This window comes from Paraburkholderia sp. JHI2823 (assembly GCF_038900695.1).
Classification (GTDB): domain Bacteria; phylum Pseudomonadota; class Gammaproteobacteria; order Burkholderiales; family Burkholderiaceae; genus Paraburkholderia; species Paraburkholderia mimosarum.
The window spans coordinates 1-20301 of record NZ_JAYMRY010000045.1 but is presented as its reverse complement, the minus strand read 5'-3'; the positions used below and the strand labels follow the sequence as shown (position 1 = coordinate 20301).

General features: G+C 61.2%; 21 protein-coding genes and 7 pseudogenes. 15 read left to right on the top strand and 13 right to left on the bottom strand.

All coding sequences use genetic code 11. The features are described from left to right. Nucleotides 1-227: 227 nt before the first annotated feature. Nucleotides 228-1448: an RtcB family protein gene (locus VSR34_RS31955; RefSeq protein WP_028232361.1), complete on the top strand. Its 1221-nt coding sequence runs from the start codon at nt 228-230 to the stop codon at nt 1446-1448. A 255-nt stretch (nt 1449-1703) separates the two neighbouring features. On the opposite strand, the gene VSR34_RS31950 is transcribed toward VSR34_RS31955, so the two are convergent. From VSR34_RS31950 to VSR34_RS31935, 4 genes and pseudogenes are all read right to left on the bottom strand, one after another. Beyond that, nucleotides 1704-2006, bottom strand: a complete 303-nt coding sequence (locus VSR34_RS31950; protein ID WP_028214015.1) for an acylphosphatase — start codon at nt 2004-2006, stop codon at nt 1704-1706. Nucleotides 2007-2117: 111 nt separating this feature from the next. After that, nucleotides 2118-2367 (bottom strand): annotated as a pseudogene (locus VSR34_RS31945) (hypothetical protein); the annotation flags it as partial. Between the two features lie 1222 nt (nt 2368-3589). Further along, a pseudogene (locus VSR34_RS31940) lies at nt 3590-4466 on the bottom strand (NAD(P)-dependent oxidoreductase). 92 nt (nt 4467-4558) lie between these two features. Beyond that, a complete protein-coding gene (locus tag VSR34_RS31935) occupies nt 4559-4777 on the bottom strand; it encodes a hypothetical protein (RefSeq protein ID WP_342964500.1) in 219 nt (72 codons plus the stop codon). Between the two features lie 149 nt (nt 4778-4926). On the opposite strand from VSR34_RS31935, the gene VSR34_RS31930 reads away from it, so the two are divergent. After that, the gene (locus VSR34_RS31930) at nt 4927-5160 is read left to right on the top strand and encodes a hypothetical protein (protein ID WP_342964499.1); all 234 of its coding nucleotides are present in this window, start codon (nt 4927-4929) and stop codon (nt 5158-5160) included. Between the two features lie 218 nt (nt 5161-5378). Here the strand turns inward: VSR34_RS31930 and VSR34_RS31925 are convergent, their stop codons facing one another. Beyond that, on the bottom strand, nt 5379-5687 hold the full coding sequence (locus VSR34_RS31925; RefSeq protein WP_342964498.1) for a hypothetical protein: 309 nt from the start codon (nt 5685-5687) through the stop codon (nt 5379-5381). Between the two features lie 592 nt (nt 5688-6279). Continuing rightward, nucleotides 6280-6474: pseudogene (locus VSR34_RS31920) on the bottom strand (acylphosphatase); the annotation flags it as partial. Nucleotides 6475-7016: 542 nt separating this feature from the next. Here VSR34_RS31920 and VSR34_RS31915 point away from each other — a divergent pair. Continuing rightward, nucleotides 7017-7736 carry a GAF domain-containing protein gene (locus VSR34_RS31915; RefSeq protein ID WP_342964497.1) on the top strand — a complete coding sequence of 240 codons (720 nt, stop codon included), beginning with the start codon at nt 7017-7019 and terminating at the stop codon, nt 7734-7736. Here VSR34_RS31915 and VSR34_RS31910 read toward each other — a convergent pair. From VSR34_RS31910 to VSR34_RS31900, 3 genes are read right to left on the bottom strand one after another with little or no spacing between them, the layout of a single operon-like run. Further along, on the bottom strand, nt 7715-9307 hold the full coding sequence (locus VSR34_RS31910) for an IS66 family transposase (protein WP_342964496.1): 1593 nt from the start codon (nt 9305-9307) through the stop codon (nt 7715-7717). The two genes, VSR34_RS31915 and VSR34_RS31910, sit on opposite strands and share 22 nt — an antisense overlap. Before the next feature lie 29 nt (nt 9308-9336). Next, nucleotides 9337-9684, bottom strand: a complete 348-nt coding sequence (gene tnpB, locus VSR34_RS31905) for an IS66 family insertion sequence element accessory protein TnpB (RefSeq protein ID WP_342964495.1) — start codon at nt 9682-9684, stop codon at nt 9337-9339. Next, nucleotides 9681-10097 (bottom strand): transposase, encoded by a 417-nt coding sequence (locus VSR34_RS31900; RefSeq protein WP_342964494.1) that lies wholly within the window; start codon nt 10095-10097, stop codon nt 9681-9683. The genes tnpB and VSR34_RS31900 overlap by 4 nt, the downstream gene beginning before the upstream one ends. Before the next feature lie 340 nt (nt 10098-10437). On the opposite strand from VSR34_RS31900, the pseudogene VSR34_RS31895 reads away from it, so the two are divergent. Together VSR34_RS31895 and VSR34_RS31890 are read left to right on the top strand one after the other, a co-directional pair. Continuing rightward, nucleotides 10438-10683, top strand: a pseudogene (locus tag VSR34_RS31895) (ATP-binding protein); the annotation flags it as partial. A gap of 78 nt (nt 10684-10761) precedes the next feature. Continuing rightward, the gene (locus tag VSR34_RS31890; protein WP_342964513.1) at nt 10762-11133 is read left to right on the top strand and encodes a response regulator; all 372 of its coding nucleotides are present in this window, start codon (nt 10762-10764) and stop codon (nt 11131-11133) included. Nucleotides 11134-11314: 181 nt separating this feature from the next. Here the strand turns inward: VSR34_RS31890 and VSR34_RS31885 are convergent, their stop codons facing one another. Beyond that, nucleotides 11315-11566, bottom strand: a complete 252-nt coding sequence (locus VSR34_RS31885; RefSeq protein ID WP_028214007.1) for a hypothetical protein — start codon at nt 11564-11566, stop codon at nt 11315-11317. 685 nt (nt 11567-12251) lie between these two features. After that, complete coding sequence (locus VSR34_RS31880) at nt 12252-12461, bottom strand: hypothetical protein (protein WP_028214006.1); 210 nt, start codon at nt 12459-12461, stop codon at nt 12252-12254. Between the two features lie 432 nt (nt 12462-12893). Here VSR34_RS31880 and VSR34_RS31875 point away from each other — a divergent pair. The 6 genes and pseudogenes from VSR34_RS31875 to VSR34_RS31850 all read left to right on the top strand — a co-directional run. Further along, nucleotides 12894-13056: pseudogene (locus VSR34_RS31875) on the top strand (type II toxin-antitoxin system PemK/MazF family toxin); the annotation flags it as partial. 74 nt (nt 13057-13130) lie between these two features. Then, nucleotides 13131-14258, top strand: a pseudogene (locus tag VSR34_RS31870) (IS3 family transposase); the annotation flags it as partial. Between the two features lie 744 nt (nt 14259-15002). Then, the gene (locus tag VSR34_RS31865) at nt 15003-15743 is read left to right on the top strand and encodes an energy transducer TonB (RefSeq protein WP_342964493.1); all 741 of its coding nucleotides are present in this window, start codon (nt 15003-15005) and stop codon (nt 15741-15743) included. A gap of 42 nt (nt 15744-15785) precedes the next feature. Next, on the top strand, nt 15786-16364 hold the full coding sequence (locus tag VSR34_RS31860; RefSeq protein WP_028214003.1) for an elongation factor P: 579 nt from the start codon (nt 15786-15788) through the stop codon (nt 16362-16364). A 226-nt stretch (nt 16365-16590) separates the two neighbouring features. Next, a complete protein-coding gene (locus VSR34_RS31855) occupies nt 16591-17040 on the top strand; it encodes a universal stress protein (protein ID WP_238328044.1) in 450 nt (149 codons plus the stop codon). Nucleotides 17041-17244: 204 nt separating this feature from the next. Continuing rightward, nucleotides 17245-17493, top strand: a complete 249-nt coding sequence (locus VSR34_RS31850; protein ID WP_028214001.1) for a hypothetical protein — start codon at nt 17245-17247, stop codon at nt 17491-17493. A gap of 135 nt (nt 17494-17628) precedes the next feature. On the opposite strand, the pseudogene VSR34_RS31845 reads toward VSR34_RS31850, so the two are convergent. Beyond that, nucleotides 17629-17922: pseudogene (locus VSR34_RS31845) on the bottom strand (efflux RND transporter permease subunit); the annotation flags it as partial. 22 nt (nt 17923-17944) lie between these two features. Between VSR34_RS31845 and VSR34_RS31840 the strand changes: the two are divergent. Further along, nucleotides 17945-18076, top strand: coding sequence for a hypothetical protein (locus VSR34_RS31840; protein WP_255217832.1), 132 nt, complete (start codon nt 17945-17947; stop codon nt 18074-18076). Nucleotides 18077-18218: 142 nt separating this feature from the next. Beyond that, on the top strand, nt 18219-18581 hold the full coding sequence (locus VSR34_RS31835) for a BON domain-containing protein (RefSeq protein ID WP_028213999.1): 363 nt from the start codon (nt 18219-18221) through the stop codon (nt 18579-18581). Between the two features lie 61 nt (nt 18582-18642). On the opposite strand, the gene VSR34_RS31830 is transcribed toward VSR34_RS31835, so the two are convergent. Further along, on the bottom strand, nt 18643-18765 hold the full coding sequence (locus VSR34_RS31830; protein ID WP_272945670.1) for a hypothetical protein: 123 nt from the start codon (nt 18763-18765) through the stop codon (nt 18643-18645). Between the two features lie 304 nt (nt 18766-19069). On the opposite strand from VSR34_RS31830, the gene VSR34_RS31825 reads away from it, so the two are divergent. Further along, nucleotides 19070-19576 carry an antitoxin Xre/MbcA/ParS toxin-binding domain-containing protein gene (locus VSR34_RS31825; RefSeq protein ID WP_028213997.1) on the top strand — a complete coding sequence of 169 codons (507 nt, stop codon included), beginning with the start codon at nt 19070-19072 and terminating at the stop codon, nt 19574-19576. Next, the gene (locus VSR34_RS31820; RefSeq protein WP_342964492.1) at nt 19573-20055 is read left to right on the top strand and encodes an RES family NAD+ phosphorylase; all 483 of its coding nucleotides are present in this window, start codon (nt 19573-19575) and stop codon (nt 20053-20055) included. Before VSR34_RS31825 ends, VSR34_RS31820 begins: the two co-directional genes overlap by 4 nt. The last annotated feature ends 246 nt before the right edge of the window (nt 20056-20301 follow it).

Here is a 20301-nt window from a genome sequence, read left to right as displayed (position 1 = left end):
CCCGCCAGGTGCGCTGCGGGGAACGTGGGAGCGGCGACCGTGTGTTCCGACTGTGTATTCCTTCACGCAGCGGACCGTCACAGTTGACCGTCGAACGGCAGGAAAGGCCGAACCGCTGCCTCCTGGAATGCCGGCGGGTTGTCGAATCAGGAAAAGCGGCTCACGCTAACACCATACGCCGCGCACTGACCCGTGCCGACGAGCGACACTGACGAAGGGGCTAAGACATGGGCCCGGTCGATATTCAGCTAATGGAAGTGGCAGGCGGCAAGGCCGTGGAAATGTGGACCCAGGGCGTCGCGATTGAGGAGGCGGCTCGCCGGCAACTGAGAAACACGGCCCGCATGCCTTTCGTGTTCAGGCACGTTGCCGTAATGCCGGACGCGCACGTGGGCAAAGGATCGACGATCGGCAGCGTGATTCCGACACAAGGGGCGATCATCCCGGCGGCGGTGGGAGTCGATATCGGCTGCGGGATGATGGCGGTTCGCACGACGCTCACGGCCGCGGACCTGCCCGATTCGCTTTCCGGCGTGCGCGGCGCGATCGAGCGAGCGGTTCCGCATGGCGGTGCGCCGGGGCGGCGCGACCCGGGTGCATGGTCGCGTCCGCCGCCGGCCGTCGACGACGCCTGGAGGCTGCTGGCGCCCGGTTTTCAGCGCATCGTCGACAAGTATCCTTCCCTCGCGCGCACGAACAACCACGCGCACGTGGGCACGCTCGGCACCGGCAATCACTTCATCGAAGTATGTCTTGACGAAGGTGACGGCGTCTGGTTCATGCTGCATAGCGGATCGCGTGGTGTAGGCAACGCAATCGGGAGCCTGTTCATCACACTGGCCCAGGCCGACATGCGTCAACACCTTGCGAATCTTCCGGACAAGGATCTCGCGTACTTCAAGGAAGGCAGCCGGCACTTCGATGACTACGTGGAGGCGGTCGGCTGGGCACAGCGCTACGCGCGAAGCAACCGTGAGGTCATGATGAATGCCGTGATCGACGCGGTGCGCGCGACTATCGGCAAATCCTTCGCGATCGATGAGCACGTGGTGAACTGCCACCACAATTACGTGCAGAAGGAACGGCACTTCGGCGCCGACATCTTCGTAACGCGTAAAGGGGCGCTGTCGGCGCGAGCGGGCGAGTTCGGTATCGTTCCCGGATCCATGGGGGCGAAGAGCTTTATCGTTCGCGGCCTCGGCAATGAAGAGAGCTTCTGCTCATGCAGTCACGGCGCCGGGCGCTCGATGAGCCGGAAGGAGGCCAAACGGCGCTTCACGGTCGAGGATCAGATCAGTGCGACGCTGCATGTCGAATGCCGAAAGGATGCAGGGGTCATTGATGAAATTCCGATGGCCTATAAGGACATCGACGCGGTAATGGCCGCGCAGCGGAGCCTGGTTGAGGTGGTACATACGCTGCGGCAGGTGGTTTGTGTGAAGGGTTAGGCCGTGACTGGCTTGCGGCCAGCGCGCTGCCGTGGTGGGTGTCCGGAGTCGCATCGAGCGATCGCGCTACGGCGCCGACTCGCTAACGTCGGCCACGCGGACCGGATCCCCGACTACCGCCAGAAAGACTGTATCGGGTAGGTACCAGGCTCGAAGCGCGGCGAGAGGATGTGTGCCTGCCTGCGGGTCGTAATTCGGAGCGGTGCGCAGCCTGCTGCTTCGGCGTCGCGGTCTCAATTTGCGCGAGATCCGGATTTACAAGCTCGGCAGCCGGTTGAATTCATCGAAGCGGGCGAACGGCGGTGGTACTTCTGTCACCTCAAATTCTTCGACGAGCGCTGCGGGCATTCCTTCTCTGAGCCACGCGCACATTTCGGCAAGTTGCCTGGGGGAGCCCTGAATCATCGCCTCGACGGAGCCGTCCATGCGGTTGCGCACCCAGCCAGTGACAGCCAGGGCTCTGGCGCGGCACACACAGGCTTCGCGGTATCCGATGCCTTGTACCTGGCCGTGCACCCGCACCAGCCAGGTCTCGAGCATTCCGACGTCTGAGTTCATAGAAGGTCTTCTGAGTCGCTGGTAGAACGTTGCCGCGCGATGTGTGGCTCCCCGGGGCGGCCGGTTCAAACCTCTCCACGTCCGGCTTCGGTAGCGTTATCCGTCGGCGGTGAACCCCACCTGCGTGGCGGTACGGATCGCACTATCTCCCTGTAGTGGAGCGACAAACACGGCCCCCTTGCCCGATGCCTCCGGCGCGCGACGTGCCACGACAAACTGCAAGTCGACACCAGCATCCAGCATCCCGTAAGACGCTCAACACCTTCGCAAGGCCACCCGGTTTATCGTCGATGGTAGCCGCCCAAACATCGACGCGTTCTACGCTCAGTTCCGTGGCAGTCCCTCCCACCTCGGATCTCATCAGAAGAATCTACTTTACGAACGGCACGCGGGAAAAGAAATGCGACCCACAAAGGCGGCCTTGGCAAAGGCGATGGAAGGCCATGTCGTTGCCGAAATGCTCGGCACATTCCAGAAATAACCCGCAGACCTTGCATTACTCCGCCTGCCTTGCCTGCGTGCCGTCCGTGAAATAGATTTTCTAATGAGATCCGAGACGGGAGGGACTGCCATGGAACTGAGCGTGGAACGTCTCGATGTTTGGGCAGCTACCATCGACGACAAACCGGGCGGCCTTGCAAAGTTATTAAGCGTCTTGCGAAACGCGGGTGTCGACTTGCAGTTCATCGTGGCAGGTCGCACGCCGGAGGCATCGGGCAAGGGGAGAGTGAAGGCTCGGGGCTTGGCCTGCGCGCCGAGGCCTCAATAAGACCTTTTTTCGGCAATTTTGTCAGAACGCTGCCGGGGCGTGCCACGCCGCGGCTTTATCGTCCGACCGCTTTGCGCGCGACGTGATAGTCCCGGGAGGCCGTATTTGAAATAGCGGTTGTGTTGGCTGTTTCAAGAAACCAAACCAATCGAACTTCGTGGAGTACATAGATATGAAACCGCTCAAAGTCGCGGCAGCTATCGCCGCGGTTCTCGCATTCGGATATGTCCAGGCTCAAGATATGGCGCCTGCAACGCAGCCCACAAGTCCCACCGTGTCTTCGACAGACTCTGTGGGTGGCGTGACCGCCACGAGGAGTGACGCTGGTGCTCCAATGGGAAAGACCCGAGCCCAAGTCAAGGAGGAGCTTCAGCAAGCACGCAAATCGGGCGAATTCGACCGCATCAACGCGGAGTATGGGGGGCAATAAACCAAGGCGCTGCTCGCACCGGTCGGGTCTGAGGCATCTCATCCTGGTCGCCAACTTTCATACGCGGTCCTGGAACAGGTCAGGGATGCTGCCGCGAGAACGCAGACGTTGAGAGCAAAACCGAGGACCTGAAAATAGCAATGAAGGACGCGGGAATTACGATGGCGGCGTCGTCTGACGGATTAAGCCTTGCGCTCAACTCGCCTTCAGGCTGACGCCGGCATCTACTTCTTTGCAAAGAGGCGAGCGGCTGCGGCTCGATACCGCGAGCCGAAGCGAGCCGCTGCGCAGCGACCAAGCGCACGACGACCATACGCACGTTGACCGGCGGGTGCCGCCGTATTTCTCGCACAACACGTTGCATTACGGTGAACGAACATATCCTCACGAGTTCCGCCTCGGTTTCATCATGTTGTCCGCTGGTAGCATGCCCGGTAGGGCCTCCACAAATAAATCCGTCTGTAACACAGCGCCAGCCTGCACGTCATACTGAGCAAAGTCCCGGACGCCCGCAGCCAGCAGGACTTCGTCGTCGAGGAAAAAGTTGCCCGAGCATTCTTTAGCCGGGCGCGTCAGGATATAGTGAGCCGCGTCAGCGACTATCTCCGGCTTGCGACACGCCGCAAGCATGTCCGTACCGCCAATCTCGTTTCGCACGGCAGTAGTCGCAATCGCGGTTCTTGGCCACAACGAATTCACGGCTACGCCTTGGTCCTTGAACTCACCAGCTAGCGCCAGCGTGAACAGGCTCATCGTGTATTTTGCGATGGTGTATGCCGGAAAGTCCTTGAACCACTTTGGGTCGGTGACTAGCGGAGGCGATAGCGTCAGGATGTGTGGATTCGCCGAATTGAGCAGGTGAGGCAGGCAGGCCTGGGCACAGACAAACGTGCCCCTTGCCGTTCACCCCGTGCATCAGGTCGTACCGCTTGACGGGTGTATCCAGCGTTCCCGTCAGTCGGATGGCGCTGGCATTGTTCACGAGTATGTCGATACCGCCGAACACCTCAACGGTCCTGGCAACCGCGTCCTTTACGCATTCCTCATCGCGGATGTCGACGACAAGCGGAAGCGCCTTTCCGCCAACCGCTTCCACGGCAGCGGCCGCGGTATATATCGTGCCCTCAAGGCGCGGGTCCGGGTCGGCTGTCTTGGCTGCAATCACAACGTTCGCGCCGTCACGCGCCGCTCGGAGTGCAATGGCAAGTCCGATACCGCGACTGCCGCCTGACATGAATAGCGTCTTGCCGGCGAGGTTCATGGCTGTCTCCTGAATGCCTGGATTCAAGCGGTGCAAATTTCGCCGCACCCGTCGTGGTCGGTGCGTGCAGGCGGGCTGGCCAGGCAGTGACCTCACCCATGTGCGTCGACCCAGGCGCGAGCCCAAACCAGGCCTGCACGTTGAGCGTCCTCTTCGCTATCGAAATGCCCCAGGACGCCTGATGCCTCCACCAACTGCCCACCCATCGTGATGGTTCCGCTTGCCGCGCAGCGCTCCGGCAGCAGTATGTCTTCCTGCTGGAGGATGGCGTGCCCCCACACCCTATAACCATGGTACGTCTGTGACTGCATCAGCGAGTCACCTCCGCAGATGCTCCTCGAGCCGTGACGCGGAGCATTTCGGGCGCCTGTTGTCGCGTAGCGTCTCCGATTCAGGCGAAAACCGGCACGTTTTGTCGCGTAGAGTCACAGAAACTGGATTTATCTCACCGGAGGAACCGATGTGCACAAACTACGCGGCGGCGCGCCGCGACCGGATATTCAAGCAGTTCGGCGTCGAACCGCCCGATAGCCCGTGGCGCGATGACGTGTACAAGGACTATCCGGCACCAATTGTCAGGCGCGTGGCCGACGCAGAGAGGGCCGACGTCGCAACGTTCGGGATGGTGCCGCGCAAGCACATCCCGCCCGGCGTCCGTGTCTTCGGCACGATGAACGGGTGGACGCAGAGCTGATGCATTCGGAGGCGTTCCCCGTACCGCCGCGTGTGTCGAAGAGCAGTACAGCTGCGCCGAAAACAGAAGCCGCGAAATGACGAAGCTGGACGGGACGAGCGTTGCGCATTTCTCCCGTGACGCAAGCTGGATTTAGATGGCCGGCCCGCGGCAACGCGCACTACGCATATTCTCCGACGACTTGTGAACGCTCATGGGAAAAGTCGCTTCCTGTCTCGTTACTCTTTGCCCTTGAGCGTGAACGGTGCGAGGAGCGACTGGATGTCGACCTGTTGTCCCTGTAGCAAAAGCAGTCGAGCATGGAGAACCGTGTTTTCAAGAACAAGCTTCGCGGTGCTCAGCAGGTACATCGCATGGAGGTCCGAATCCGACATCGCCGTTTCCACCGCCCGGTGCCGCTCCACCAGCGAATTCATGACAAGGCGCCGTAGCTCCTGCTCGCCGAACGGTAGGTCCGCGTAGTCGATTGGGTCTTCTGCTTCAACTTCGAGCAGCATGTCAACAAGCGCTTCGGTGCTCACTTCCATATGCTAGCTCCTCGACGTCGGTCAGACTGTTCATGAAGTGTTTCCAGACTAACGTTTTCCTTGTGGAATGTCCAACGTTCACTGCTCCGTCGGCAGCAGTCTCTATAGCTGCAAGTACCGGTCCTCAGCATGGAGTGGCGGCTCGCGTGATTGGTGCCGGACGAAATCGAGCGAAGCTACGGCAGGCGACCTGCGCAACGACGCCTGAGAATTTCTGGCTCTGGAGACGGGTTCCGTGACCGCGTGAAAGCCGCAAAGCAACCGGACAACTCGCCCACTTGACTACTGTTCGAGCCAGTATTCCCGGTCGTATTGCGCTTCATTGAGGCTATTAAAGGAGTCCGAAAAATTCGAGAAATAGAGGTCCTTTTCATCGCGAAGGCCATCGAACGCATTGGCGACCATGCGACGAACCTGGGGAATTCATCATCTAATTCGTTAAAGGAGCGAGGACGTGCGCTACATTTCCCGTGAACAACTCGAACGCGAAACCCTTCGGTGAATAACAATCCTGTCGACCTCAACAAAGGCACTGGTCGGAAGGCCTTCAGGCGGATGGCGTCACCATTTCGGTTGTAGCGAATCGCTCGCTCTACAGCGTGGGCAGTCGCTCAAAGTGGTCAAAGCAAACAAATGGCGGTTGCAGTTCGACCACCTCAAGCTCGTCGACCAGTGCTGCGGACATGCCTTCGCTTAGCCACGTGCACATGGAGGCAAGCTGCTCCGGTGAACCCTGTAACATCACCTCCACCGAACCGTCCGTGCGGTTTTTGCTGACGGTGAGCCCAGCATGGTCACCATCGCCGGAAATCGCGGAGCAATGTCCGTCTCCCGCCTCGTGGCCTATCACTTGTCACGAAGGCGCAACCCGTTCGCGATAGCGAGACTACCGTCATTTTTCTGTGCCAGTTCGCCCGCATGCTCCCCATTCCGCTGGCTATTTCTACCGTTTTGCGTGGCCACCTCCAGGAGGCCGAGCAGTTTTTTCAGCTTGATCCAATATACGTCTGGGCAAAGAGCGAGTGCGCCCCGTCCGCCGCCAATGCTTTCTCAAGAGTGGAAATTTCTGCGTCTGCGTTACGGAGAGCGTGCCGGTTTGGGGCGCTCAAGCCCCTGCGGCGGGTTCCAGTGCCTTTGGCCATGTCGACCTCCATCGCTTGTGCCTCCGTACTTCCTGAAGCATAAGAGGTGCCAGTTCAATCTTCTTTCTGTGCATCCCGTGCATCGCGACGAGGTATGTCTTTTGCGTCTTTGTTCTCGGGACCCGTTAAGGACCAGAGTGACAGTTTATGGAGGCCATCTATTCCCCCCCCGAACGAGCCCGAGCGCTTGCGTAGACTGCATGGTTTCGGCATTCTCGACACGCCAGCAGAGTCGTCTTTTGATGCGATAACGCGCCTGGCGGCAATGTCGTTGCGTACCCCGATAGCGCAAATCAACTTCATTGACGAAACCCGGCAGTGGTGCAAGTCGGCCTGGGGGCTGCAGCCGCGAGCCGTGAGCAGGGGGGAGTCGCTGTGCGCCCACGCCCTGGTCGCGGGCGACATGCTCGTCATTCCGAACGCTACCGAAGATGAGCGGTTCCGGGACCATCCGCAGGTCGTCGGGGAGCCCCGGGTTGTGTTCTATGCGGGAGCGGTACTGAGGACGTCAGACGGCGCGGGCCTCGGCACGCTCTGCGCTATCGACCATGAGCCGCACAGCATCACCGATGATGAGGAGGTCGCACTGAGGACGCTCGCCAATTGCGCGGTTACCTGTCTCGAAGGACGGCTGGCCGCCAAACAGCTTTCGGATGCGCAAGGTCGTCTGGAGGCGGCGAGGCACAACCGGGACGAGTTCCTGGCGATGCTGGCACATGAGCTAAGGGCACCGCTTGCGCCTATCCATACAGCGGTCGAAGTCCTCGCAAGAGCGGAGGCGACGGACACCCAACTCGCCTGGGCCCAACAGATCCTGCGTCGGCATGTCCGCTACATGAGCCGTAAGCGTGGCACCAGCGACGTATTGACTGAAGATCGTGATTTTCAGACTGGGGTGCGGAGCTGATCGGCGACGACCCACGGAGCAAGCTCGTCGATGCGGTTGATCGCATGGTCTGCGATGCGTGTGAGCACGTAGCGCAGATACGCTTCAGGATCGATGCCGTTGAGTTTTGCGGTGCCAATGAGGCTGTAGATCGCGGCGGCACGTTCGCCACCGGAGTCTGCTCCGGCGAACAGATAGTTGCGGCGACCGATGGCCACGCCGCGCAGCGCGCGTTCGACAGGTAGATTGTCGATCTCCAACTGCCCGTCATCGCAATAGCGTGTGAGCGCTTCCCACCGGTTCAGCGCATAGAGAATCGCCCGACTCGTGTCCGATTTGCGCGAGAGCGTTTCCAGCGTCGTTGCGAGCCACGCGTGGAATTGATCGAGTAGCGGCCGCGCATGCTCCTGGCGATGCGCACGGCGCTCGTCGGGCGGCTTGCCCCTGATCGTCTCCTCAATCCTGTATAGCTCGCCGATACGCTCGAGCGCTTCGGTGTTCAACGCATTGGGGCGCGCTGCGTGCAATTCATAGAACTGTCGTCGAGCGTGCGCCCAGCAAGCCGCCTCCGTAACGCGCCCGGTTTCGTAGATGGCCTGGTAGCCACCATATGCGTCGGCTTGCAGTGTGCCGTTGAACGACTCGAGGTGCTGCTGCGGATGGATGCCCTTGCGATCCGGCGTATAGGCGAACCACACCGCCGGCGGCGTCATGTCGGCCGATGCACGATCATCGCGTACGTACACCCACAGGCGGCCGGTCTTCGTCTTGCCGTTGCCCGGTGCAAGCACTGGAACCGGCGTGTCGTCGGCGTGCAGTTTCGTCGCCGACATCACATGACGACGTAGTGTTTCAACGAGCGGCTGCAGGAGCATCGCCGCGTGACCGACCCACTTCGCCAGCAGCGAGCGATCAAGCTCGACGCCTTCTCGCGCGTACATGACCGATTGCCTGTAAAGCGGCACGTGGTCTGCGAACTTCGAGACCAGCACGTGTGACAGCAGCCCAGGGCCGGCGAGACCGCGTTCGATGGGACGACTCGGCACAGGCGCCTGGGAGATGTGATCGCAACATACGCACGCAAACTTGGGGCGCACGTGACGGATGACCCGGAAGCTTGCTGGTACGTACTCAAGCTGCTCGGCGACGTCTTCGCCCAGCCGTTTCATCTCGCCACCACACTCCGCGCACCTCCGGGCAGATTCGGGCAGGTGCGTTCGGATCTCGCGCGGCAGATGTTCAGGCAGTGGCTTGCGCGGCGCCTGCTCCACAGCCTTGCGCGGCGACTTCGGGATCTCGACCGGCGCTGCGCCTTCGTCGGCCTCGAGCTCTTCGAGGCGCAGTTCGAGTTGCTCGATCTGATGGTCCAGCTTCTCCGACTTGCGACCGAACTGCATACGGCGCAGTTTGGCAATGAGCAGTTTCAGGTGTTCAACTTCGGCGGCGCGCGTAGCCAGCGCGACTTGTTGGGAGTCGACGGTTTCTTGCAGTTTGAGCACTTGAGCGTCGCGCTCGCGCAGCCTCGCCTCCTGGCTGAGCAGCATGGTCTTCAGCGTTTCGACATCGTCGGGAAGTGGGCTCGCGCGCGTCATGCAGGCAGTTTACGCGCCAGCGACGACGTTTACAACGCCGAGATCGGTCGTGCCGTTCTCGTCGGTTGCCGCCAGTCGATGCCTTCCAGCAGCATCGACAGTTGCGCCGGGCTCAGGCAAATAACGCCACCGTCGGCTTGAGGCCATACGAAGCGCCCCTTCTCGAGTCGCTTCATCAGCAGGCACATGCCATCGCCGCTCCACCACAGCACCTTGAGCAGGTCGCCGCGTTTGCCGCGAAACACGAAGACGTGCCCGCAGAACGGATCGCGTTCCAGCACGGTCTGTACCTTGGCGGCGAGACTGTTGAATCCGGCCCGCATGTCGGTCACGCCGGCAGCCAGCCACACACGCGTGCCGGCAGGAAGGCCGATCACGTCTCAGCCTCCGCAGCTGCACGCAACGTACGCAACACAACACGTAGCGTGGCTGCGTCGGGCGTGCCCTCGATGCGCACGCGTGCGACGCCGACGCAAATCTCAATCACACCCGCGACGACCGGCTGGGCCTTGCTCTGCGACTGAACAGGCAACGCAACCGCGTTCTCTATCGTGCGTCCCTCATGCGCCACCTCTACCGGCAGCAGTGTCGGCGGCTCATACTGTCCCGCCTGATAGGCCCGGCGCCATTTGAACAACAGGTTCGTATTGAGCCCGTGTTCCAGAGCCAGCCGTGCGACCGAGACACCCGGTTCGCATGCCAGCTTTGCGAGTTCTCGCCGGAACTCGATGGGGTGGTTGGGGGTGCCTTTACGCGTCCGTCTCGCAGCTGTCGCTATCTCAGGTGACAAAGTAGTCTCCACCACTCGTTTGGTGGGGCCTACTGTGTCCACTTTGGCGCCATCGGTCTAGACGGTGCTCGGGCAACGCTTACCATGAGCCAAATCGTCGACGACCTTCTATCGACGTCTCTCGTGTCTCGCGGCGCCGTGCCGCTGAGTCTGGAGCCGGTCCGGTTGCGGGACCTCGTCGACCGTGCAATCGAGCTCAGCGAAGCAGCCCTTGAAAAGCGTGCCCACACCCTGACGGTTGATGTGGACGAGGCCCTCTACGTGGATGCCGATACGACACAATGCCCGCTGATAATCGCCCATTTGTTGAAAAACGCGGCGACCTACACGCCCAGGCGGTCGTATCGACGTAAGCGTCCAGGCTGGCGAGACGGAGGTCGCCCTCCGGGTGCAGGACAGCGGCATTGGGATTGCCGCCGCCGACCTGGAGGAAATTTTCGAGCTGTTCAGACAGACCGAGCGCTCACTGGCGCGTTCACCCGGAGGAATGGGGCTGGGGCTGACGCTCGCGCGCAAGCTGGCTGAATTGCACGGTGGCGCATTGGTGGCTCATAGCGAAGGACTGGGTTGCGGCAGTGAATTCACACTGACGTTACGCCGCGTCGCGCCGGCGAGCGCTTCCGCCGTCGGGGAGGGCGAGGATGCGGTGACGGCAGTACCGCCCATGTCGATACTCGTGGTCGATGACAACCGCGACACCGCAGACGCGATTGCGCTTTATTTCGAACTGTCCGGCCATGAAACGCGGGTCGCCTATCGTGCCGCCGAGGCACTCTCTATCGTGGCCAACTGGACGCCCGACATCGTATTGAGCGACATCGGACTGCCGGACATGGATGGGTATGAACTGGTCCGGGCATTGCGCAAACTGGAGCGCCTCCAGGCGACAACCTTTGTGGCGATTACCGGTTGTGCCGACGACAGGGCGGCGGCCGTCGAGGCGGGCTACGTTGCGCATATGCCCAAGCCTGCGGATGCAGGAAGACTTGAACAGTTTCTGATGAAGCGGAGGGCGAGCAACAGACGTTCGCCATAAGTGAGTGAACTGAAGACGCTCGCTGTTTTCGGTGAGTGGTCCGCGACACGCGGCCATTCAGCGCCTTTCGGGCGGACGTGTGGCCATACTGAAGCCTTCCACCCTGGAGGGACGGTTGTGCCCTTCGGCTAGCTTGCCGGGCACAACGGCCATGTACGAAGGTGACGCGTCGCGCAATTCGCTACGCAGCCAGACGCTCCCACGCCATCGCCGGCAACGTCGGAGCAGGAGGAAACACTCGCCAGCAGCCGTCATCGTGCCTAAAGAAGAACAGTGCGAGCTTCTCATTGTCGTGCAGGGTCTCGACGCACACATAACGCCTTCCGCCCGAGAGCGTACGACCGAACATGGTGACCCTGACTGTCTTGAGACGGTTGAACTCAAGCCATTTTTCCACTACGAAGCGTAAGGAATGCTCTCCAGTACTGGTCATCTTATCCTCTCCGTCCAGTGAGAAGGCGCATCCAGACGCACGGCGCCCCGGCACTCGTATCGACGCAACATGCATGCCAGCGGTGCTTGTCACAAAGAGAGCGAAGAGCCACAGCGGTGAAAACCCAAGAACGCTGCAGCCGACTTGCGCTTCCCGTCCATATCGTTCAGTTGACCGCCGCGCGGCCTGATTACCAGGGGCGGATGCGCGAGCAAGAGCCATCGGACGTATCGAAGTGAGCCGGCTGCTGCGGATTCCCGGCGACAGGCGACAGCTGTGTTGATGTGTTTGCTTCGAAACGATATCAATGGCATCCACGCTGCGCTCCTGTTCCATCTGGCACGAACGACTCACCTCGTCAGCGGAGCTGTTAGGTTGTAGGGGTGAGGGGTGAGGGCCGACTGCCCAGCTGCGGAGCCGAGGGACAGTCGGGCTTTTTTGGTGCGGCTCAGGGAGCGTGTTTGACACCAAATGCAGTTCCGGGGGTATATGCTCCGGGCCACGGAGAGCTGCTTTATAGTCTCAAGGTGCTAATTCCGTTCACGCGCGAGCGTATCGTGGGCACACTTCATCAGAGTTCTAAATTTTTATCGGTTTTTGGCCGTAAACAAACTGGTCATACCGGCATGGTGTGGCCGCGCTCCGGAAGATTCAATGGAGCCGCCGGTGAGCATCACGACTTGTGTTATTGCGAATCGAGTGCGTCGAGGTGCGCTTGCGCAATCTCGTCCGGGTGCTGGCAGTGGTACGCGTCGTAAAGCTGTGAGCACAGGCGCGCCAACGCCGCAAGATTCACGGCCTGGTCTGCGTGTTCCACCTCCTCCGCGCTAAGTATGTCGTCGAGGACTGGAGCGAGACGGCGCAGTTGCCGGAACGCTGTGACGTCTAGTTTCATGTTGCCCCTCCCGCGGCAAAGCGATAGAGTGCCCTTGGACTGACCGACTCCAAGGCTCCACCTGCGTTCGATATGTTGCTTGTGGACTGCGAACTGTAATGAATTTATGATGTTTCTCGTCAGGACCCGCGCATGGAAGGGCTGGTCTGCACGAGGGCGCCGGTTCCAAAGCTACTTCGGTGTCAGGGGGCTGACTGGCCACGTGCTGTTCCGATGTTTCCCCGGCAACATTAACCGTGTGTCATGCCCCGGTTCAGGGGGATGGCTGTGGCGAAGGCAACGGCTATTCCGAGAGATGTACTTCGAGGAACTTGCCCCGTCTTCCTTCCCGATGTTCGTTACTAAAAAATGGCGTCCGTTCGGAGGCCAATAAGTGCGTCACAGTCAGTTTTACCCAGTGCCCGGTAGGTACGAACATCTGCACACGCAGCGCCTTTTCGGATTCCAGTGAGGTTCAAGCGCAAACATGGGTTGAATCCTCCTGGATCAGATTCGCGCGGTGAACAAGTTGCGGCTGGTCAAGATGGAAGGCTCAGTTGCCGATAAAACGTTGTTGGACACCCTGCGCACGTTGCAGGATGTCTTTGCGGAATAGTCAAACATGCCATGCGGAACTGGAGTTGACCCGCTTTCGTGGACACCTATCCTTTTGTTCAGGAGGTGCCCATCATGGGAAAGCACCGCAACCCATACCCGCCCGAATTCCGGGCGCAGCTAGTCGAGCTGGTTAAAGCCGGGCGAACGCCAGAGGACCTGGCACGGGAGTTCGAGCCCACCGCACAGACCATCTACAACTGGGTGGCACAGTCCGATCGCGACGCGGGCAAGCGCCATGATGGCCTGACCACGAGCGAGCGTTAGGAGCTCACGCGGCTGCGCGGAAAGGTGCGCCAACTCGAGCTTGAGCGCGAGATTTTGTCAAAAGCCGCGGCCTGGTTTGCACGGGAGACCGTAACCGTACCCGGGAAGGGTTCGCGTTCATGAAAGCGAATCAGGCCAAATGGCCCATTGCGACGATGGCTCGGCTGCTCGGGGTCTCCGCCAGCGGCTTCTACGCGTGGCTTGAACGCGCGCCATCGAAGCGAGCGTGCAGCAATGCCGAACTGCTCGCGCGCATCCGTGTGATTCACGCCCGCTCGCGCGGCACCTACGGCATGCCTCGCATTCATTTCGAACTCACCGAGCAACGCGTGCATGTTGGGCGCAAACGGGTTGCCCGCCTGATGCGTCTGGCGGGCCTATGCGGCGTGCGCCGCCGGCGCTGGATCTCGACCACCCGGCGCACGGCCCGCGCCAGACCTGGTGCAACGACATTTCAGCGCGGACGCGCCCAACCGGCTGTGGGTAGCAGATGCGACCTATGTGCCGACCGCTGAAGGGTTCCTCTATCTCGCAGTGGTGCTCGATGTGTTCAGCCGCCGTATCGTGGGTTGGGCGATGTCAGAGCACCTGTACACGTAGCTCATGCTCAGGGCGCTCGATATGGCGCTCGTGCAACGCCGTCCCGACGACGTCGTCCATCATTCCGACCAGGGGTGCCAATACACATCAATTGCCTTCGGCCGCCGCTGCCGTGAGGCTGGCGTGCGTCTGTCGATGGGGAGCGTGGCGGATTGCTTCGACAACGCCTTGTGCGAGAGCTTCTTCCCGACACTCGAATGTGAATTGCTCGCCCGCACACACTTCGAAACCCGCGAACACGCACGGCAAGCGGTGTTCTCGTGGATCGAAGGTTGGTACAACGTCAGCCGTCGTCTTAGCAGCATTGGCTACCGCTCGCCGATCCGCTACGAGCAAGTTCAGGAAGAACAAAACCGAATCTGCCTCGCTGGCGAGTTGTCCACCGCCGGTCGGCGTCGTGGTCGTAATAAGCGACCCGCCGACCGACCGTGGACAACTCGCGGCAACCCCAAACCGGAGGAAATCAGCACATTCGAAATTCAACTGCTTAACCGTCCACGGAAGTGGGTCACCCCCAGACATTTTGTGGCGCGGCGATTGCGTTGAGCGCGGCATGCCCTGTCGACACGTCAAGCTTTCGCAATTTCGTCTCGCCATTCAGGGCGCCGGCGAGAAGTTCAGTCAGTTTCGATGCGGCGCTGACTGGCTCGATGACTAATTGAAGTGTTCCCCCACACGGTAAGCCGAAGCGGTGCGCCTCGTCGGCGGTCACGCCATACGTGACAAGCTCCGGACGAGTCGATGTCAAGTTATGTTGCCTTCGGGATGTCCGGGCGGGTGGTGACGTCCGGAGCCGGCGAGAGGTCGTCGGTGTTGGTTTCAAAACGGTGATGGTCAGGCATTGCGGGACTGTCGGACGGCTCGTGAACCGACGAGGCGCTGAATCGGCGTTGCATCGCACCGATTCATCACCGCACCCTTATTTTGTCGCAGGTGTCGCCGATGCCATTGGTCCCCGAAGAACTCAAAGGCTGGGCATCGCGAGCGCGCGGACGGTAACCGGACTAAACTGGAACTGGCAGCAAACCGGGCACCGGTGCGCTACGCCCCAAGGGGTGCGCGGGCCGGTGCAGATCAGCCATGGGCACGAAATCCAGCCTGCAGATTCGGCCGCCGCGCGAGCACGGCCTGGGGACTGCGTTTGGTCTGGCGGCGACCCTGCATGCCGTGCTGCTGGCGCTGGTGATTGTTGGCCCGCGGGGCCCGCAATTTGCGTCCGCCGCCGGAGCGGTTACGTCGTTTCAGGTGGCCGCTGCGGTCCCGCACATGGCCAACCAGGCATGGGCGTCGACAACGGCAGCGCCTGTGCGGCTCTCCGCTGCGAACCGCCGGGCGTCCGACGCGCAGCATCGCAGCCACATCGCCAAAGTCGCGCGACTGCCTGGGTCCGTCTCGCGGTTCGCTCGCGCCGGCGTGGCGCCCCGGGCGCCCCTGGCGGACGAAATGACCATTGCACTGCCAGGAAATCGGCCGGCGCAGCTTGAGCGCGAAGCACGGCTCGCAGCGCTGCAGGCAGTCGCCGGCAGACCTTTGCCAGAAGGCGATGTCGCCGCCGCATCGCGCTATGCCGAAATGGTGGCACGTCGGGTACGCGCCAACGTCGTCGCACCGTTCGATATCGATGGCAACCCATCTGCGGTAGTCGCGGTCAGGTGCACCCCCAGCGGGGCGCTGCTCAGTGTGACGATCGAGCGTCCGAGCGGAAATCCGCGGTGGGATCGCGCCGTGGTGACCGCCGTCGAAAATTCGAGTCCTATGCCAGCGGATGTCAGCGGCAGCACGCCGACGAGCTTTGTCATGACGTTTCGACCGAAGGGGTGATGGACGCGTACAGACGGTCTGACACAAATCGGAGACAGGTAAATGGTCGAAGCTTCCGGATTGAAGCCGGGCATGGTCTTCATGCTTGAAGGTGAACTTCATGGCGTCGCCAGCGCCGGGTACCATGCGGGCGGGGGCCAGCAGGGTAGCGCAGTGTTTGCCAAGGTCAAGAACCTGAAGACCGGGCACATCAGGGAGTTGCGGCTACACCCGGGCGACAGGCTCGAAGAGATCGCGCTCGATCACAAGGAGATGGAATATCTATATACGGATGGTGTCGCCTTCTACTTCATGGATCCCGACACCTTCGAGCAGATCAGTTTGCCCTCGGAAGCCATTGGCGCATACGAAAAATTCCTTCGGCCCAGTATGCGAATCCTGGTCGCGCTTTATGAAGACGAGCCGGCCACCATCGCGTTTCCGCATTCGGTCGAGTTAAGCGTGATGTCCGCGCCGCCGGGCGTGCACGAGCATGCAACCTCCACGTTCAAGACGGCCACGCTCGAGAACGGCATGGAAGTTCTCGTTCCCCAGTTCATCAAGGAAGGGGATACGGTGCGAATCGAGGTCGCGTCAGGAAAATACCTGGAGCGGGTAAGGCGAGAAATGCGCAAGCCATGACTGCGGCGTTTCTTGTTCCTCTTGCTGCGGTGCCATGGATTCGAGAGCGGCGCCGAGAATCGCGCGGACTGATTTGGCTGAAGTTCGGCGCCGAGCGCGCTGACCGAGCGCCCTAGTGTTTACTGATGTTGGCCACACCTGGCGTTCGCGGGCACTCGGCCTGGCATGCGGCCACTACAGCGTGTTCCGAAATGGTGCAAGAGAACCGGATGCGTAATTGGAGGCAATGATGCACGACATTCTCGCGGGTTACGATGGCTCGGTTTCCGCACAGGAGGCAGTCCGCTTCGCAAAAAATCTCGCTGAAAAGGAAGGGGCGCGGCTGCACATTCTTACGGTTGCTCGTCCGCCGGACTGGGGTAAGCTGGCCTACGAGCGGCCTGAACTGCTCGAGTTCGAAAAACGCCACTGCCAGGACCTTCTCACTGAGCTCAAGGGTAAGCTCGGGCTATCCGGGGGCACTGTCCAGTATGAGATGGTTGTCGGGCATCCGGCCAAGGAACTGGTGCTGTATGCCGAGCGACAAAATATCGACCACATCGTCGTAGGGCATCGAGGGCGTACTGCCTTCGATCGTTGGCTGCTGGGTTCCGTCGCGAGGCAAGTGATCGCCTATGCGCCGTGTTCCGTCACGATCGTGCGTGGCCAGCCCGATGCCGCAAAGGACCATCGATGATACGGAAGAGCTACGGCAACATGCCGGCGCACAACTCACGCCAGCGCCAAAGGCCGTTGCCGGGCTGGATTACCAGCGTGCGATCAGGCTGTTCCCGTCGGGATGGCATCGGCGCGCAGGAGCACGCTGGGGCGCGATATTGCTACGTAGTAACAACTCAGGTGTGCTGGTCTGGAAGCATCGTCAAGTAAGGAGGGACGCGAAATGTCAGTCATTGCTCCAGATGAAAGGGCCGATTTCGTCGCCGTCTTGCACCGTCATCACCTTGCCGAGTCCGATTTCGCGTTACAGGAGACAGACACGCCGGACGCGGTGGACGAGGTCTACCCCCTGCACGGCTACGTCACCATCATTCGCCGCGCAACGCTCAGGGAAAAGGGCTACCAGACCGGACACGGCACGGGCTGGACCGCAGAGTTCGACAAGGACCTGACGCGGGGCGCGTTCGGGTGATTTGAAGTCGAGAGGTGGCCCGGCTGGTTGCCCGACTTTCGCCCACCTCTCGTGCAACGCATCCATGCGTGCTGCGCCGCATACCTATAGACCTATAGTTATCCTGATTATCATGCGGAAGTGGGCGGGAAAAGATCAGGCCGCCGCGGGATGCTCACGATCCAGATGATGATCCGCTGCGATAATCATATACATCGCGGGCACGACAAGAAGCGTAAACAACGTGCCAATCGACATCCCGGTAAAAATCACCATCCCCATCGCATTACGGCCCGCCGCGCCAGCGCCCGATGCAATCACGAGCGGCAAGACGCCGAGCACCATCGAGGCCGTCGTCATAAGAATCGGCCGCAAGCGCACGCCGGCCGCTTCTTCAAGCGCTTCACGCTTGCCGCGCCCCGCGCGCTGCAGTTCATTGGCGAACTGCACGAAAGGTACGAATACCCGGGACGTGATCGCGCGCGGCTCGCAGGAGCACGGCCGATGGGGCACGGCTCTTTATGACGCGCGCGACAGCAAGACCTTTGGCGGGCAACTCGACCGTTTTCTGGCGCGTCACGCAGCGCACCGCAAGGGCGACTGATTTGGCGTCCGCCCGAACGCCCTATAAGCACGTTTTCAGATCGTGATGCAATATTCATCGCGGCGGGCGTAACCATTTCGGCTTGCCGGCCGAATTGCACTGTGCGCGATGGCGATCTGCGCGGCAACTATAGGAGCTGGCCATGAAATCGAATCTGCGATGTGCCCTGTGTGCGTCTATTCTGCTGATCTTTGCGGGCATGTCTCATGCCCAGTCCGCGAATGCGCCTTCGGACGCATCGATGTCTCAGGGCGCGATGGCGGCGGCTCCCAGCGGGAAGAAGGCGGACCGCGCGCTCTCCCATGCCGTCCGGCGCGCATTGTCGAAAGCGCAAGGGCTGGATGTCTCCGGAATTTTCGTTCAGGCGAAAGACGGCGCCGTAACGCTGAGCGGCTCGGTTCGCGATAGCAACCAGATCCAGCAGGCCGAACAAGTCGCGCGCTCGGTGCAGGGCGTCAATTCTGTCACGAACAAGCTCACGCTCTTTCACGGCGGCAATGGCTGAACACACCGCGACAGCAGACCGCCTGGCGTAATGTCGTGGCCAGGCGGCGAGCCGGGTTTCGTCATTCTCTGCTGGACTGCGCTGCGGCTTGCTCGATCAGCTTCGCGACTTCGGCCGGATGCGACATGTAGGCCACGTGGCTCGACTTGATCTCGACCGTCTTGCTGCCAGCGCGCTGGGTCATGAAGCGCTCCAGATCGGATTGATCGCGCGGTCCGCGGTCGCCACGAGGGCCCGGTTCGGCTTCGTTGTCCACGCGGCGTGCGTGATCGGGACGCGGAACGCTATTCGGGCCACCCGGTGTGCGCCGCCGCCGCGCTCGCGAATCCGGCGATCATCGGAGCGCGACAAGCTCGTGGAGAACGCAGCGCAGGTGGGCTCGTACTGGGGGGCAGCATAATAAGTGATCAAATGGGAGAGTCTTGATTCCCGTTTGAGATTGATCTAGAATGGGAGACATGGAATTCCCATCTGGGATGGAGCGTATCATGTCCCTGAATCAACCGTCCGGCCGTCATTCGGCCGCGCGTCCGGGTGCCGCACATGCCGGCAAGGCCTTGGTCGGCTCTGGCAGACCCGGCGCCCACGCTGACGATATCGAAACGTTCCTCGTCAGGTTCGACCCGCTCGAGCAACGCCGGCAGATCCGGGAAGGCATGGAAGCGGCGATCATCGAGCGCGTGGCGAAGGAGCTGCTGCACGTGCCGGTGCAGACGCTGCTCGCGAGTCTCAATCTGCCGAGTTCGACGATCCTGCGCAAGATGGCGCGCGCAGAGCGCCTGTCGCCAGCCGAGTCGGATCGTGTTGCGCGCGTGCTCTATGTGCGCCAGCTTGCTGTCGAGGTGTTTGAGGACCCGGCGCTGGCCGCCGAGTGGATGCAGCGATCGAATGCGGAACTGGGTGGACTCAGCCCGCTCGAGGTGCTCGACTCGCAACCGGGCTACGACCGCGTGCGTGAGATCCTGCTGCGCGTCATTCACGGCGTGTCTGCATGAGGCTTTACCGCCTGGCGAAAGAGCGGCGCGGGTATTACCGTGCCGATGACCTGAGTGGCAATGGTGCAGCGATCGCCGGAGGCCGCTGGAACCCGCGCGGCATGCGGGTGCTCTACACCTGCTGCCACGCGTCGACGGCGCTGCTTGAGGCGCTGGTGCATATGGCGGGCTTGCTACCGGCCGGTGGCTATTTCCTCGTGACGCTGGAGGTGCCGGACGTTGTCTACGATGCCGCATTCGCACCCGGCATGCCGGACGGCTGGGCAGACCTGACGAGCGATCCTGTGGCGACACGGGCGCTTGGCCGGCAATGGCTCGAAGCGGGCGAGCAACTGGCGATGCGGGTCCCGTCGGTCGTTTGTCCTACCGATTTCGATCTGCTGCTGAACCCGATGCATCCGGAGATGGCAAGCGTAAAGGTGATCAGCACGGAACCCTTTACGCTGGATCCGCGGCTGTTTGGCCAGCCGACGCGATGAGCCTGATGTCGATGGCAGACGGAAGACCATGCCCCGAGATCAGATGTCAAGGTTCGCGATGTGCATGCTGGCGGTCAAGGCGCTCTCCAGACATCGAAGCTAAAAAGCACGATCGTTCTATGTCATGGCCAGATACAGATGTCCGGTCTCCGGCTCAATAGAAATGTCCGGTTTTTTGCGAGATTTGCTTCCGTCTTTCCCGGGTTTAATCTCCATTCCGTGTTGAAGGATAGCGTCTGGAGCAGC

What these genes read in the sequence shown, in the direction of transcription:
- VSR34_RS31955 (WP_028232361.1), top strand. Translation starts at nt 228, where the DNA reads ATGGGCCCGGTCGATATTCAGCTAATGGAAGTGGCAGGCGGCAAGGCC.
- VSR34_RS31950 (WP_028214015.1), bottom strand. Translation starts at nt 2,006, where the DNA reads ATGAACTCAGACGTCGGAATGCTCGAGACCTGGCTGGTGCGGGTGCAC.
- VSR34_RS31935 (WP_342964500.1), bottom strand. Translation starts at nt 4,777, where the DNA reads ATGCAGTCACAGACGTACCATGGTTATAGGGTGTGGGGGCACGCCATC.
- VSR34_RS31930 (WP_342964499.1), top strand. Translation starts at nt 4,927, where the DNA reads ATGTGCACAAACTACGCGGCGGCGCGCCGCGACCGGATATTCAAGCAG.
- VSR34_RS31925 (WP_342964498.1), bottom strand. Translation starts at nt 5,687, where the DNA reads ATGGAAGTGAGCACCGAAGCGCTTGTTGACATGCTGCTCGAAGTTGAA.
- VSR34_RS31910 (WP_342964496.1), bottom strand. Translation starts at nt 9,307, where the DNA reads ATGACGCGCGCGAGCCCACTTCCCGACGATGTCGAAACGCTGAAGACC.
- VSR34_RS31890 (WP_342964513.1), top strand. Translation starts at nt 10,762, where the DNA reads ATGTCGATACTCGTGGTCGATGACAACCGCGACACCGCAGACGCGATT.
- VSR34_RS31885 (WP_028214007.1), bottom strand. Translation starts at nt 11,566, where the DNA reads ATGACCAGTACTGGAGAGCATTCCTTACGCTTCGTAGTGGAAAAATGG.
- VSR34_RS31880 (WP_028214006.1), bottom strand. Translation starts at nt 12,461, where the DNA reads ATGAAACTAGACGTCACAGCGTTCCGGCAACTGCGCCGTCTCGCTCCA.
- VSR34_RS31865 (WP_342964493.1), top strand. Translation starts at nt 15,003, where the DNA reads ATGGGCACGAAATCCAGCCTGCAGATTCGGCCGCCGCGCGAGCACGGC.
- VSR34_RS31860 (WP_028214003.1), top strand. Translation starts at nt 15,786, where the DNA reads ATGGTCGAAGCTTCCGGATTGAAGCCGGGCATGGTCTTCATGCTTGAA.
- VSR34_RS31855 (WP_238328044.1), top strand. Translation starts at nt 16,591, where the DNA reads ATGATGCACGACATTCTCGCGGGTTACGATGGCTCGGTTTCCGCACAG.
- VSR34_RS31850 (WP_028214001.1), top strand. Translation starts at nt 17,245, where the DNA reads ATGTCAGTCATTGCTCCAGATGAAAGGGCCGATTTCGTCGCCGTCTTG.
- VSR34_RS31835 (WP_028213999.1), top strand. Translation starts at nt 18,219, where the DNA reads ATGAAATCGAATCTGCGATGTGCCCTGTGTGCGTCTATTCTGCTGATC.
- VSR34_RS31830 (WP_272945670.1), bottom strand. Translation starts at nt 18,765, where the DNA reads ATGACCCAGCGCGCTGGCAGCAAGACGGTCGAGATCAAGTCGAGCCAC.
- VSR34_RS31825 (WP_028213997.1), top strand. Translation starts at nt 19,070, where the DNA reads ATGTCCCTGAATCAACCGTCCGGCCGTCATTCGGCCGCGCGTCCGGGT.
- VSR34_RS31820 (WP_342964492.1), top strand. Translation starts at nt 19,573, where the DNA reads ATGAGGCTTTACCGCCTGGCGAAAGAGCGGCGCGGGTATTACCGTGCC.